Genomic DNA, 14,830 nt, shown 5'->3' with positions numbered 1-14,830 from the left:
ATTGAACCTCAGACCGAGAAAGAAACTAAATTTCTCAACCCCGAAAGAAGAATTCTTCAAACAAATCATTAATTTTGCACTTGCCAGTTGAAACTACCTTTCAGTCTGATTTTGCCGATATGCCTATAAAAACCATCTGTTTCTTTTGTCGGGTGAAAATAAATCATTATATTTGCAGTCAAGTAACAAATTTTATTGATATGGAAACTGATATAAACCGTCTGAAAGTTGTTTTAGCTGAAAAGAAGAGAACAAATAAATGGCTATGTGAGCAATTAAAAGTCAACCCGTCCACTGTTTCAAAATGGTGTACGAATAGTTCTCAACCAGACCTTGAAACTTTAGTTAAAATATCACATTTATTAGATGTCGAATTGGACGATTTAGTAAATAAGAAATTCATAAATTTTCAGCAAGTAGATTAAGTGTCTGATTTATGATAAAAGTCTAAAATGAGAAATAAACGTATTGAATATATAATAGATGAAATTCTCGACCAGTATGCATACGCTGACGAGTCTGCTCGCCCATGGATTATAGGATTCAGTGGTGGAAAGGATTCGACAGTATTGTTAATGCTTGTGTGGATAGCACTCAAAAAGTTAAAAGAGTTACCTAATCCATTCCAGCTTCGCAGACCAATATATGTAGTGTGCAATGATACAATGGTTGAAAATCCTATAATAGCATCCTATGTAGACCAAGTTCTTGAACAAATAGAAAGGAAAGCAAGAGAAGACGATTTACCGATTTTTGTTCGAAAGACTACACCTAGGCTTGAAGACTCATTTTGGGTAAATGTTATCGGAAAGGGGTATCCGGTTCCTAACACAGCATTTAGATGGTGTACTGAGAAAATGAAAATTAAGCCTACAGCTCGTTTTATAATAGAACAAGTAGACGAATGTGGGGAAGCTATAATTTTAATTGGAACAAGAAAAGCAGAAAGTGCGACTCGTGCTCGCTCTATTAAGAAACATGAAATTCATGGCAAGCGACTTACCAATCATACTCTGTTGGCGAATACATATGTCTATGCACCAATCAAAGAATTGATGTTAGAAGAAGTCTGGTATATAATAAATGCCATTCCATCTCCTTGGGGATTTGATAACAAAATCCTGTTTAACATTTATGTTGATGCGAGTGCGGACGATTACGAATGTCCAACCGTTGTAACAGATAAAAGTCATGGTTCTTGTGGTCAAAGTCGTTTCGGTTGTTGGACTTGTACTGTTGTGAAGGATGATAAGTCCATGCGTTCGCTTATAAAAAATGGGCGAGAATGGATGCAACCACTTTATGATTTTAGGTTAAAACTGGACCAAGAACGGAATATCATTGAGAATCGGTTCCCGTTGCGACGGGATGGGAGAAGAGCTGTGAACGATATGGGTCCCTACACCTTCATATATAGAGCGAAAATGTTGGAAGGACTGTTAAATGTTCAACATGAATTGCAACAATATAATCCTGAAATAAAACTCATTACTGATCAAGAATTGATTGCAATTCAAGTGAATTGGTATCGAGATTTTAACTTTGCATATCAAGTGTCAGAAATATATAACAAAATCTATAATTCCTCATTAAATATGGAAGAGGGCAAAATAAAAAACAAATTGGAAGCAGATTTGATGAAAGAAATTTGCCAAGAGAACCTTGAAGAAGGTGAATTGATAGAGCAACTTCTTATGCTTCAGAAAAGCAAGTCACTCATGCAGCGACGCCGTGGCTTGAAAACAGAAATTGAGTCTCGTTTAGAGGAATTTGTAAATAAAAAGAAATCATGACGATACGCGAAATTGAACTTAATAATTTCCGAATTTATAAAGGGAAGAATAAGATTGAACTTTTTCCCGATGGGAATAGGAATCTGATTATCGTCAGTGGTAATAATGGTTTCGGTAAAACAACTTTTCTCATGTCATTAGTTTGGTGCCTATATGGTAAGAACATGGGGAAGGTAGATGAACTATACCGTAAAGAAATTGACGAAAAAGGAGGTTATAGTAAATACATTGGTAATAGTCTCAACTTTGCTGCACAGAAAGAAGGCGAAACTCGATTCTCTGTGTCCGTTACATTTACGGATGTAGAAATTCCAGATACGCCTTGCACCGAGATAACAATTGTTCGTTCCTATGATAGTGCAACGAATTATGATGACGAGCTAGAAATTCTGATTGATGGTCGGAAGAACGATTTGTTCACGGGGTCAAAAGAGGAAATTGCAAAAGAAGAGGAAATATTTATTCGGGACTACATACTTCCAATAGAGATTGCAAAATTCTTTTTCTTTGATGCAGAAAAGATAGTTTCATTTGCTCAAATAAATACTCCAGAACAACGAAAGGATTTAAGTCTTGCATATTCTCAAGTTCTTGGCATACAGAAATATGAAGATCTAAAAAATGAATTGGTCAGAATCCAGGATGACTATAGAAAGTCATCAGCTAAACCTCAAGAGAAACGCGAGTTTAATGGGCTAATTGCAGATATTGATTTTAAAGAAGGTGAAATTGACAGGTTAACTGAGGAAATTAGTAATCTGGAAGAAGACAGAGTTTTTAAACGTCATAATTCAGCCGAACTTCAATCAAAATTGATTCGTGAAGGCGATACTATGTCTGTAGACGAATTGCATAAATTAAATAATAGGAAAGCGGAACTTGACATAGTGCTAAGGGAAGCAGACAACAGCCTTAAAGATTTATACAGCCTTATTCCATTTGGCTTGTCAGGAGGTATTATGTCTGAACTCTCAACACAATTAGAAACAGAAAAAGCGTATAAACAGAATAAACTTCAACTGGAAGGAGTTAATGATAAAACTGATGTCATACTCGGCGATATTGAAGAAGCAAAGAAGGATCTCCATTTCTCAATTGATATAAAGACTAGAGACTTCTATGAACAGCAAATTAGACAACTCATTAAGAAGCATTTTTACAATGTTTCTGATGAAGGTAAGTTTGAACATTTTAGTACATTACATGACTTTAGTCAGGGACAGATTGAAGAGTTTATGCATCTTATTGCAAAAATCAAAGATAGTAAATCTTCTTTTGAGAATCTAATTAATAAATACACCAAAGCCAAATCTGAATTATACACAATCGAAAAGAATATTCGAGAGGCTGAGAAAAAAGCAGAGAGTGATTATGTTCAGGATTTGAGAACCCGAAAAGAAAATATCGACCGTCAGATAGATTCTATAGGTGTAGAAATTGGAAAAAAACAAAGTGAAATAGAGTCACTTAAAGAACAAGTGGTTGCTCATAAAAAGCAAAAGGAGATTCTCTCTAAAAAAATAAATGTTTCGGATCAAAACCGAGCAGTTGATAATGAAGCTACACGCCTAATCAATACAATACAAAAATTTCTTATTCGCTTTAAGGAAGAAAAGAAAAAGGCTCTAGCGAAAAAACTGGAAGTAAAACTTCAATCATATTTGCACAAGACTAATCTTGTTAAAAAGGTCATTGTAGACATCAATGGCAATGGTGATGATGTTGACATTTGCCTATTTGGATATGATGATAAGAAAATTGATAATAGCATTCTTTCCATGGGGGAACGTCAGATGTTTGCATCTGCACTTTTAAGTGCTTTGGTTGATGAAACAGAAATAGAGTTTCCTGTTTTCATAGATAGTCCAATGCAGAAATTTGACCCGCAACATACAAAGAATGTACTCACGAAGTTCTATCCAAATGTTTCAAAGCAAGTGATTCTCTTTCCTCTTCTTAAAAAAGAATTGACAGAAGAAGAATATCAATATATTCAACCGATTGTGAATAAATCCTATTTGATAAACAATGAAAAGGATGGTTCGCACTTTGTTGAAGTGAAACCAGAGAATCTTTTCGAGGAATATAATAATAGCGGATATGCAAATTAACATCAAAACATCTGGCGAAAATCAAGCCATTGTAACCCAATTAACAAAAAAACTTACTGGGGGTACAAAAGAAAACGTGATAGCTCGTATTGCATTAGGCTATTCTTTGTCTACAGGTAAACGCTTTACTCAACAGGAATTTTCTGCATACGATTCACAAGGAAAAGAATACAAGGACCATATTCTGTTTGATGGACAGTATAGAGATTTCTATATTGCCTTAATTTGTCAGGCATATGGAATAACTAAAAATGACGAGCTTATTTCCAAGTATATAAAACTACATATTGATCATGGATTAGAAAAGATAAATTACCTGTTTGAAAATAATCCACAATATACTTTATTCGATTTCTTAACTGAATATTTCAGAAAGGGAATTGATATGATTGAAGATACTCCCGAAAGATTCGATTGCGTTGAGAATAGAAATCAACACATCACAAAAAGTGTGTTTTCTGGTCCTATTAAAATCAAAGTGGGATATAATATCGTAACAAGAGAGGATATATATTGTTGTTTCAACGATTCAACTCGCTACAACAATCAACACATTGCCGTAGCAGGAAAATCTGGTTCTGGCAAGACTCAATTTGCACTTGAATTTCTTCGTCAATTATATACACAGACGCAAGGTCAAGTCAATTTTCTGTTTCTTGATTTTAAGGGACTAAGTGAAGATGACAGGAATAAAATGAGTGATTTCTTTACAGAAACTCATACAGAATGTATAAATGCGCCTCATACACCATTTCCATTGAATCCAGTTTCATTCATTGATAATGTTAATGAAAAGAATAAACTTGTAGGTATAAATAAATTCGTTGATATTATTGCTAAATACTCCAATATTGGCAAAAAACAACAGCAAACACTAAAAGATGCTATGAAAGAAGCGTTTGTTCAACATAAAGATGGAAAACATCCTTCATTAAAGGAAATTTATGATTTTGTGATAGAATCAGTAGGTGATAACCGTGACACTCTTACAGAGATTATGGAGCGTCTGAGTGAGTATGAACTCTTCGCTTCAAAAGTCAATGACCCAAGTATCTTCCTAAACAACAATTATTACTTTTCATTATCAGGTGAATTGGATAGTACTGTTCGATTTACATCAATCTTTCTTATCATCAACTACATCTTCAATGTGTTTACCAATATGGGTGGAACAGAAGTCATTGAAGGTAACCGAAGCATGCGTTATGTGTTAATGATTGATGAAGCTCACGATTTATTCCGTGAAAAGAAGTCTTTGGAGATTTTGGAAGTTTTACTTAGAAAAATTCGTTCATATGGAGTCTCTATAGTTCTTCTCTCTCAAGGCATATCGGAGTATAATCAAGGCAATTTCGATTTTTCGCAAGAATGTGAAACAGCATTCCTTTTGCCGATAAATGACCTTAACAATACAAAAGCTATAAATAAATTCCTTGGTCTGAGTGAAAAAGATGGCTCTCGAACTATGCGAAATCTTGAAAAATTAGATAACGGGCAATGTGTATCTAATATTAAAGAATTGCAAAAAGGCGACTTGTTTGAAGTTGTTCAGTATTGGAAAGAAAAATAATTTTTGATTATGAAAAAGAGAAGGACAATCATTGAAGCTGCTATAGAAGTTTTAAAACATTCTGACGAGACCCTGTCTGTTTCAGAAATTTATTCGAAAATAATTGAGAATTCCTTGTATGAGTTTCATGCACAAGATCCGTTATCTGTTTTAAGAGTAGAACTTAGAGGTCATGCAGTTGGGATTGATTATCCTTCGGCATCTTCAAAAAAGTATTTTTTGTATGATGAAGGAAGTCGTACTTTTGGACTAGCTAATATGCAGACAAAGCATGATAATACTAAAAAAGAAACAACTCCATTAACTAGGCTTCGAGAACTTCATTATCAGTACACTCATGAATTTAAAGCAAAAATTCTCAGACAATTAAAAGGACTGAACCCTTATGATTTTGAGTTGTTTTGCAAAAATTTACTAGAGAAGTATGTTTTTCATCATTTAATCGTCACTAAAAAAAGTCGTGATGGTGGCATTGATGGTCATGGTAAGCTCAAAATCGGTTTAGCTTATATGAATGTTGCTTTTCAATGTAAGAGATGGGGTTCTAATAAGATTAGCAGAAAGGAAATTGACGCATTCCGTGGCGCAGTTCAAGGGGAATATGAACAAGGACTATTCTTCACGACTTCTTCGTTTTCTAAAGAAGCAGAAAATAGCTCAATCAAGTCAGGAGCTGTTCCTATAATTCTCATAGATGGAAACATGATTGTTGATTTCATGATTGATAAGCATTTCGGAATAGAATATGAAGATTTGCCCATTTACATTAATGCACTAGATAATGTTTTATCTTAAATAGAAAGAAAAAATGGTTACTAATATAATTGAGGGGAATCCTACAAAAAAATTCTTTATAGAGATGATTACTCGGGATATCTCAATAGAAGATGCGATAATAGACTTATTAGACAATTCTATTGATGGTGCGAATCGAATTAATCCTAGCAATTATTCTGGTTTAAATATATATCTTACCGTAAATAAGGATTATTTTGAGATTAAGGATAATTGTGGCGGTTTTTCTATTGATACCGCTAAAAGATATGCATTTCGATTTGGTCGCCCAGAGGACGCACCTAAGGGAAACGGAACGGTAGGTCGCTTTGGAATTGGAATGAAAAGATCTTTGTTTAAGATAGGAAAAAACTTCATAGTTGAATCACAATCCAAACAGGATGCGTTTAAAGTAGAAGTGGATGTTGACGACTGGAGTAAAAAAGTAAGAACTATAAAAAATGAAGATGGAACATCAGATATAATCGACGATTGGTCATTTACGTATATAGAAATTCCCAATACAGGTAAAGCTGACGGCACCTCAATTAGTATCACTAATTTGAATTCTGAAGTTGGTAATCTCTTTGCAGATGAAGGTTTTTTAACAACTTTAGCGGATAATATTCAAAAACTACTCAATTTTAGCTTACAAAAAGGTCTTACGATACATCTAAATGGGAAACCATTATCAGGTAAGCGTGTTGAGCTATTGCTGTCTAACAACACTACTCCTTATCATATTGAAGGAATAATAAATAATGTAAGATATAAATTAATTGCAGGTTTGGGCGGAATTGGCGAACCTAAATTGTCTGGATGGTATATCTATTGCAATAATAGGTTAGTCTTAGAGGCCGATACTTCCAGTATAACTGGTTGGGGAGTTCAGCCAATTCCAAAGTGGCATATTAATTATGTAATGTTTAGAGGTATTCTTTTTTTAGATTCAGAAGAAACTTTAAATTTACCTTTAACTACAACCAAAAAAGGTATAGACGCGACATCAGAGGTATACAAAGCGATTCTTCCATTGATGAAAAACGGAATGATTAAAGTCTTTGAGTTTCTTAAAAAGATTCCTCAGATGGGAGATGAGGCAAATGATTATAGAACTATGCTTTGGGAAAATACCTCCAAAATCGGTGCTGTAGAATTGAAAGCTCTTAATTTCTCCAACGCTGCGAAAATATTTATCGCACCTCCACTTGATACTGATATAATAGCTAGGAAGAAAAGTACAGTTCGCATTGCATATGATGTTGCGAAACAAACTGCTGAGGCTGCGAAAGAACACGCCGAAGCCAAAAGTTACAAAGAACTTGGAGAAACGACATTCGACTACTATCTAAAACTGGAAGAAATTGCAAATGAAGAGTGCGACGGTATTGAATTATGAGACTCGTCCTTGCAAATTTGCAGAACGACGGATGCTTCTTGCTTCAATTGCAAGAATAATGGGAGTGTTAAAATTAAAGTACCAATATATTGGTTTTGGAGGACTATCATTCACTGATTTTAAATTGTTCCATAAGGAACTACACATCAAAGAAATGTATAGCATAGAGGCCAAGTATGAACCCCTAAAATTGGAGTTTAATAAACCTTATTCATGTATCAATATTCTTCATGGTCAATCTTCAGAACAATTATCATCTATTGACCTATCAAAGCCAAGCATAATCTGGCTTGATTATGATAATACACTTTCTATGACCGTGTTTACAGATATAGAACTTGTTTTAAGAGAAATACCACACGGTAGCATTATCATAATGTCTTGTAATAGAGAACTTAAAAATGGGAATACTCCATATACTAATGATGAGTTTAAGGAACTTTATGGTTCTTTAGTTCCATATAATATTGTTGATAATTGTTGTGCGGACATTAATACATGTAATACTATAAAAAGTATGATTGAAGGTCTATGCCATCGAATTATTAAAGAAAGAAATTTAATTGGTGATAAATTAACGTTTTTTCCCTTGTATAATATAAAATATGCAGAGCACCGTGGCGCGAAAATGTTTACATACGGTGGTATTGTACTTAATACGGATTGCAACAAAGAAGGCCTCAATATTGATGGTTTTGAGTTTATTTCTACAATACAACCATATGAAATCAATATCCCAAATCTAACATATAGAGAAGCGTCATATCTAAACCAAATCTTGGATATTGAAGAACGGGAAAAAGATTTGACAGACAAAAAGATATTAACTCTCGCGGAAATAGAAAAATATAAACGAATATATCGATTTTTGCCTCATTTTTATGATGTTAGGCTGTAGCCGAATTAATTTAATGCATGATAGCAAATAAATAAAAAGAATAATATGATATGACAGAGCAAGAATTACTTCAAATGCGCGACTTGGCTGAGGCTGGGCAGATGCAGTTTAAAGAGCGTGCGAATGACCGTTATGATATTGGCTGTGAGATGGTGGCTTTCAGCAACTCTCGCGGTGGAAGGCTTGTTATTGGAATCAATGATAAATTAGGAGCTGTTAATGCGCTGTCCTATTTAGAATTGCAGGAAACGACTAATCTACTTACGAGTATTGCATCTGAAAATGTGATTCCTAATGTGCTGATTGATGTGGAAAATGTATCGGTAACAGGTGGGGCTGTGGTTATCGCGACTATTCCGGAGGGTAAGAATAAACCGTACCATGACAACAAGGGGATTATATGGGTGAAAAACGGAGCAGACAAACGTAAAGTGTTCGACAACTCGGAGCTTGCCGAGATGATGAGTGAATGTGGTAGTTTTGTCCCCGATGAGGCATCAGTACCTAATGCCACTATCGACGACCTTGATGCAGATACCATCAAACTCTATCTTATGAACCGTTTCTCACCGGTATTCAAAGGAAAGAATGTTGATGAGTTGAATATGAAAGACTTTTCGCTTGACGAAATGGCTGAGTTTGTAATTAAGGGTACGACCATAGAGAAGTTACTCAGAAATCTGCGTTTTATCCGTCCTGACGGTAAGATGACCGTTGCTGCTATGCTATTGTTCGGCAAGTATACTCAGCGTTGGCTTCCTGTCATGACAGCAAAGTGTATCAGCTATATAGGAAATTCGGTCGGTGGGACTCAGTTCCGCGACAAAATGCACGATATGGAGATTGAAGGAAACCTGCTCCACCAGTTCCGTACTATCATGAACTTCTTTACTCGCAATTTGCGTAAGGTGCAGGTCGAAAAGGAGTTTAATTCTTTTGGAGAGTTGGAGATACCATACGAGAGCCTGACCGAGTATGTGGTCAATGCGCTTGTTCACCGCTCGCTGAATATGAAGTCTCCTATTCGGATTTTTATATTTGACAATCGTGTTGAAATTCACAGTCCTGGAGCCTTACCTAACGGATTGACCATTGAAGATATTAAGAATGGTACGTCAATGCCTCGCAATATATTCTTGTTCACGAATGCCAATTACCTATTGCCTTATACAGGTGCGGGGAGTGGAGTACGCCGTGCGCTTGAATACGATCCAAATGCTGTTTTCTTCAACGGTGTTGAGGACAAGGATATTACTCATGCCGCCAATGAGTTCGTAATCACTATTCCTCGAAATAGTAACCAAGCTCAACCACAAAGTAACTTAGTTACCGATAAAAGTAACCAAGCTGATAATAAGAGTAAACAACATCGCACTAACTTGGTTACTCGCAAGCTAACCAAGAAAGAAGAAGATATAAGAAACTTTTGTTCGGTACCGAGAACAGCACAAGAGATTATGGATAGGATAGGGCTATCCAATCAATCCAAAAATCGTCAGAAGTATATTGCATCTTTGTTAGAGATTGGAGTTCTTGAACGCACCATACCCGAAAAGCCCAATGATCCCAATCAGAAGTATCGTCGCAAGAAATAATTTCGAGTAGGGGCTGTCTGACTTGTCTATAATTTGCCAGATAGTCCCTTTCCCGTATTCTCCTCTGTTTGTATTTCTATTGAGAAGTTCTATGAAATCACAATCTCATACCTCGTTTTCGTTTCTTCTCACGTAAAACAGCACTTTGAGTGTGCTTCTTGCTATACTCGTCTTTTTGATTGCAAAATTAAGCATCAATGAGTTAGACATTATAAACCAAATACAGCCATACGGAGAAACACCTTATTAATAAACGTTACGAAGACAATTTCTCCTTTTTATTAGCCTTTTCCAGAGATTTTCCGTATATTTGCACATCATTTATATATTGTATGGATAATAACAAGGCTACATTGGAATTGGGGACAAAGCCCGTCGGCAGTCTGCTCCTTCAATATGCCATGCCTGCTATCATAGCGATGACAGCGTCGTCACTGTACAACATGGTCGACAGCATATTCATAGGACAGGGTGTCGGGCCGATGGCTATATCGGGCCTGGCGCTCACGTTTCCGTTCATGAATCTTTCGGCGGCTTTCGGTGCCGCTGTCGGCGTGGGAGCGTCGACATGTATCTCGGTGAAGCTCGGACAGCGGGATTACGGTACCGCGCAGAACATTCTTGGCAACACAGTCACGCTCAACCTCATTGTCGGTGTGCTCTTCAGTGTGGTGTCACTGCTCTTTCTCGACCCCATACTCTATTTCTTCGGAGCGAGCGAACAGACCATACCTTATGCCCGCGACTATATGGTTGTGATACTTCTCGGCAATGTTTTCTCGCACATGTATTTCGGGATGAATGCCGTGCTGCGTGCCGCCGGAAAGCCGCGGCAGGCTATGTATGCTACGATGTTCACAGTGGTGATGAACACCATCCTCGACCCTGTTTTCATCTATCTGCTCGATATGGGCATACGCGGAGCGGCCTTTGCCACGATACTTTCGCAGATGATGGCCCTGACGTGGCAGATGAAGCTGTTCTCCGACAAGGACGAGCTTCTCCATCTGCGGCGCGGCATATACAGGATTAATGCAGCCATTGTGAGAAACATCATCGCCATAGGCATGTCGCCGTTTCTGATGAATGTGTGCGCCTGCGTTGTGGTGATATTCATCAACAAGGGGCTGCTGATGTATGGCGGTGACCTTGCTGTGGGCGCCTACGGCATAGCAAACCGTGTGGCCTTTGTCTTTGTCATGATAGTGATGGGCATCAATCAGGGTATGCAGCCCATCGCTGGCTACAACTACGGTGCCAGGCAGACGGAGCGCCTGATGCGCGTGTTAAAGTTGTCGATGATGGCCGCTACGGTGATTACCACGAGCGGATTTCTTGTGGCGGAGTTCGTTCCGGAGCTGTGTGTCAGTCTGTTCACTTCCGACCCCGAACTGACCGGAATGGCCGCCCGCGGCATGCGTATCATAATGTGCACTTTTCCTATAATAGGTTTTCAGATGGTGGCCACCAACTTCTTCCAGAGCATAGGAAAGGCCGGAGTCAGCATCTTTCTCTCGCTTTCGCGGCAGATGTTGTTTCTGCTGCCCATGCTGATTGTGCTGCCGCTGCGGTTCGGCATTGACGGAGTATGGGCTTCGATGCCCGTAGCCGATACGATATCCTCGTTGGTGACGTTGGGGATAATGCTGAGATATACGCGGCGGATGTCGGATTTGAAAAATCAATGAGAATGGAGAATATCATAATAAATGTGGGTCGCAGGCTCGGCAGCGGCGGACGCGACATCGCTGCGCGACTGGCCGGTGACTTCGGATGTGCGCTATACGACCGCGAGCTGCTCAATCTTGCGGCGCGTGAGAGCGGGTTCTGCAAGGAGGTGTTCGAGCGGAACGATGAAAACCGCGGATTCCTGCGCTCGCTGTTTCACATGCACGTGCCGCATGTCAGCGACATCAATTTCTACAGTAACGAACTTTCGCAGGAGAACCTGTTCAAGTTTCAGAGCGACGCGATACGCCGTGCGGCCACCGAGGGTTCCTGTGTATTTGTAGGGCGCTGTGCCGACTACGTGCTGCGTGACTACGATAATGTGGTGAACATCTTCATAACGGCCGATCCGGACAGCAGGATAAGGCGGGTGTGCGAGCGTCACGGATGCAGCATCGACGAGGCGAGGGAACTCATAGCCCGAGGCGACCGTGACCGTGCGGCGTATTATAACTATTACACCGGAAAGACATGGGGGCACAGTGAGAGCTACGATCTGTGCATCGACTCCGGTATAATGGGGCTTGAACGTACCGGGGATTTTATCAGGGACTTCATAAAGGAAAGGTTTGCCAAATGAAGAAAATAGGAATAATAAGCGATACTCACTCTTATTGGGACGACAAGTATCTGCACTACTTTGAGCCTTGCGACGAGATATGGCATGCCGGTGACATCGGTTCTGTGGAGGTGGCGGAGCGTCTGGCCGCTTTCCGCCCGCTACGTGCCGTGTGCGGCAATTGCGACGGTGGCGACCTCAGGCTTATGTATCCCGAAAAACTGCGCTGGCGCTGTGAGGATGCCGACGTGCTGATGAAGCATATCGGCGGATATCCCGGCAACTATGACGCCTCGATACGCGGACAGATATATGCCTCTCCGCCGCAACTGTTCATCAGCGGCCACTCGCACATACTGAAAGTGAAGTACGACCGCACGCTCAATCTGCTGCACATCAATCCTGGTGCCGCCGGGCTGCAGGGATGGCACAAGGAGCGTACGCTGGTGCGGCTGACCGTCGACGGCAGCAAGTTCAGCGATTGCGAAGTCATAACATTAGGAAGGTAACCGGCAAGGTCTGGAAAGGACGGGGGTCAGGGATTGCCGTGACGCCGAAATGAAAGACGACAGCGAACAGAATATATAACAATTGGAATCATGAAGCATTTGGATTTGGAAGTACAAAGAGAATTGGGGACCATAGTTGTTGAGTCCAAAGTTGATTGGGTAGAATTTAGTACATCAGCCATCATATTTCTGCCCCTTCTGTATCAGATGATATTTGAATCTGTAAAAGTTGAAGATCTTATAGAAATAGGATTCCTTCTTTCGCTCTTTATCATTTTACTTTTTGTGGCTCCAAGCCTTTGGATTCCGCCTTTTTCAGAAATACCCAGTCTGAAGAAAATTGTAATTGCAGAACATGGAATATTGACACGGCGTGTTTTCTTACCTCGCAAACGGGAAGTCTATCTATTTAAAGAGTTCGACACAGTATACGATACCGTGGAAATTAAAAGTTTTTGGATTCGTACTTATCGTGAAAACGCTCTTTGGTTGACCAAAGACAAATACCTCATTTTGCGCATACCCGATTGCTATTCAAATTATGAAGAGATGAGATCGGTTATTGCATCCAAGGTGAGATTGTCTAATTTACATATCGAATATGATAAAAAAAATAAGATAGGCAAACGCGAATTCGTTGCAAGACACATGTTATATAGCTGATAGATATATATAGAAAGGTCAAGTTGAAAATATAAAAGCGAAGATATGAAGAGAATACTTTTACTGGGTTCGGGCGAATTGGGCAAGGAATTCGTCATCGCCGCCAAGCGGGCGGGCCAGTATGTCATTGCTTGCGACCGTTATAACGACGCTCCCGCCATGCAGGTGGCCGACGAGCGCGAGGTGTTCAACATGCTCGACGGCGATGCACTGGAGGCAGTGGTCAACAAGCACCGTCCCGACATCATCGTCCCCGAGATAGAGGCCATACGCACGGAGAGGCTTTTCGACTTTGAGAAGCAGGGCGTGCAGGTGGTGCCGAGTGCACGGGCGGTGAACTATACGATGAACCGTCGGGCCATACGCGACCTCGCATCGCGCGAGCTGGGGCTGCGCACGGCCAAGTATTTCTATGCCAAGACCTACGAGGAGTTCAAGACGGCTGCCGATGAAATCGGTTTCCCGTGTGTGGTGAAACCGTTGATGTCGTCGTCTGGTCACGGCCAGAGCTATGTGCACAACGACGGCGAGCTGGAGAAGGCTTTCCGCGATGCGATGGAGGGTAGCCGCGGTGATGTTAAGGAAGTAATCATCGAGGAGTTCATAGATTTTGAATCGGAGTTTACGTTGCTCACTGTCACTCAGAAGAACGGGCCTACACTGTTTTGCCCGCCAATCGGTCACGTGCAGAAGGGTGGCGACTACCGCGAGAGCTGGCAGCCGTACAAGATTTCCGACGACGCTCTGAAGCAGGCTCAGCGCATGGCTGACGAGGTGACACGTGCGCTGACAGGTGCCGGCATATGGGGTGTGGAGTTCTTCCTGACGAAACAGGGAGAGGTTATATTCTCGGAGCTGTCGCCGCGTCCGCACGACACGGGAATGGTGACGCTCGGTCACACAACAAATTTGAGTGAGTTCGAACTGCACTTCCGTGCTGTGATGGGTCTGCCCATTGCCGGCATACATCTTGAACATGCCGGTGCGAGTGCTGTGGTGCTGTCGCCTGTTGAGTCAGACAAGCCGTTGGACTACAATTTTGCCGATGCTCTTAAAGAAGACCGCACACGCATCCGCGTTTTCGGCAAACCCGAGGCTCACTTCGGCCGTCGTATGGGTGTTACGCTGTGTTACGGTGAGCCCGATGCCGACATCGACGCTCTGCGCGACAAGGCCAAGCGTCTGGCAAAGACAGTGCTCGGCACCGACCCCTATATGGATAAGGACTAAG

Annotated in this window: 13 protein-coding genes; all 13 read left to right on the top strand. The window is 40.3% G+C overall.

Annotated elements, in window-relative coordinates; all coding sequences use genetic code 11:
* Positions 1-200 precede the first annotated feature (200 nt).
* The 13 genes from HPS55_RS12595 to purT all read left to right on the top strand — a co-directional run bounded on the left by HPS55_RS12595 (position 201) and on the right by purT (position 14,829).
* Positions 201-425 carry a helix-turn-helix transcriptional regulator gene (locus HPS55_RS12595; protein WP_172178626.1) on the top strand — a complete coding sequence of 75 codons (225 nt, stop codon included), beginning with the start codon at positions 201-203 and terminating at the stop codon, positions 423-425.
* A gap of 27 nt (positions 426-452) precedes the next feature.
* Positions 453-1,793 (top strand): DNA phosphorothioation system sulfurtransferase DndC, encoded by a 1,341-nt coding sequence (gene dndC, locus HPS55_RS12590; RefSeq protein WP_172178624.1) that lies wholly within the window; start codon positions 453-455, stop codon positions 1,791-1,793.
* Positions 1,790-3,904, top strand: a complete 2,115-nt coding sequence (gene dndD, locus HPS55_RS12585; protein ID WP_172178622.1) for a DNA sulfur modification protein DndD — start codon at positions 1,790-1,792, stop codon at positions 3,902-3,904. The genes dndC and dndD overlap by 4 nt, the downstream gene beginning before the upstream one ends.
* Entirely contained in the window at positions 3,894-5,474 is a 1,581-nt protein-coding gene (locus tag HPS55_RS12580) for a DndE family protein (protein ID WP_172178620.1), read from the top strand. Before dndD ends, HPS55_RS12580 begins: the two co-directional genes overlap by 11 nt.
* Positions 5,475-5,483: 9 nt before the next feature.
* Complete coding sequence (locus HPS55_RS12575; RefSeq protein ID WP_172178618.1) at positions 5,484-6,269, top strand: restriction endonuclease; 786 nt, start codon at positions 5,484-5,486, stop codon at positions 6,267-6,269.
* Positions 6,270-6,282: 13 nt separating this feature from the next.
* A complete protein-coding gene (locus tag HPS55_RS12570) occupies positions 6,283-7,647 on the top strand; it encodes an ATP-binding protein (RefSeq protein ID WP_172324987.1) in 1,365 nt (454 codons plus the stop codon).
* Entirely contained in the window at positions 7,619-8,545 is a 927-nt protein-coding gene (locus tag HPS55_RS12565) for an O-methyltransferase (RefSeq protein ID WP_172178614.1), read from the top strand. The genes HPS55_RS12570 and HPS55_RS12565 overlap by 29 nt, the downstream gene beginning before the upstream one ends.
* Before the next feature lie 50 nt (positions 8,546-8,595).
* Positions 8,596-10,140: an RNA-binding domain-containing protein gene (locus tag HPS55_RS12560; protein WP_172178612.1), complete on the top strand. Its 1,545-nt coding sequence runs from the start codon at positions 8,596-8,598 to the stop codon at positions 10,138-10,140.
* A 332-nt stretch (positions 10,141-10,472) separates the two neighbouring features.
* Complete coding sequence (locus tag HPS55_RS12555; protein ID WP_172178610.1) at positions 10,473-11,828, top strand: MATE family efflux transporter; 1,356 nt, start codon at positions 10,473-10,475, stop codon at positions 11,826-11,828.
* Positions 11,825-12,448, top strand: a complete 624-nt coding sequence (locus HPS55_RS12550) for a cytidylate kinase-like family protein (protein ID WP_410543866.1) — start codon at positions 11,825-11,827, stop codon at positions 12,446-12,448. Before HPS55_RS12555 ends, HPS55_RS12550 begins: the two co-directional genes overlap by 4 nt.
* Positions 12,445-12,936: a metallophosphoesterase family protein gene (locus tag HPS55_RS12545; RefSeq protein ID WP_172178606.1), complete on the top strand. Its 492-nt coding sequence runs from the start codon at positions 12,445-12,447 to the stop codon at positions 12,934-12,936. The genes HPS55_RS12550 and HPS55_RS12545 overlap by 4 nt, the downstream gene beginning before the upstream one ends.
* Before the next feature lie 90 nt (positions 12,937-13,026).
* A complete protein-coding gene (locus tag HPS55_RS12540; RefSeq protein ID WP_172178604.1) occupies positions 13,027-13,599 on the top strand; it encodes a DUF6585 family protein in 573 nt (190 codons plus the stop codon).
* A 45-nt stretch (positions 13,600-13,644) separates the two neighbouring features.
* Entirely contained in the window at positions 13,645-14,829 is a 1,185-nt protein-coding gene (gene purT / locus HPS55_RS12535) for a formate-dependent phosphoribosylglycinamide formyltransferase (protein ID WP_172178602.1), read from the top strand.
* Position 14,830 lies beyond the last annotated feature (1 nt).

It is taken from the genome of Xylanibacter rodentium (genome assembly GCF_013166575.1).
Classification (GTDB): domain Bacteria; phylum Bacteroidota; class Bacteroidia; order Bacteroidales; family Bacteroidaceae; genus Prevotella; species Prevotella rodentium.
Note: the sequence above shows the minus strand (reverse complement) of the source record. Positions and strands in the feature narration are given on the sequence as shown.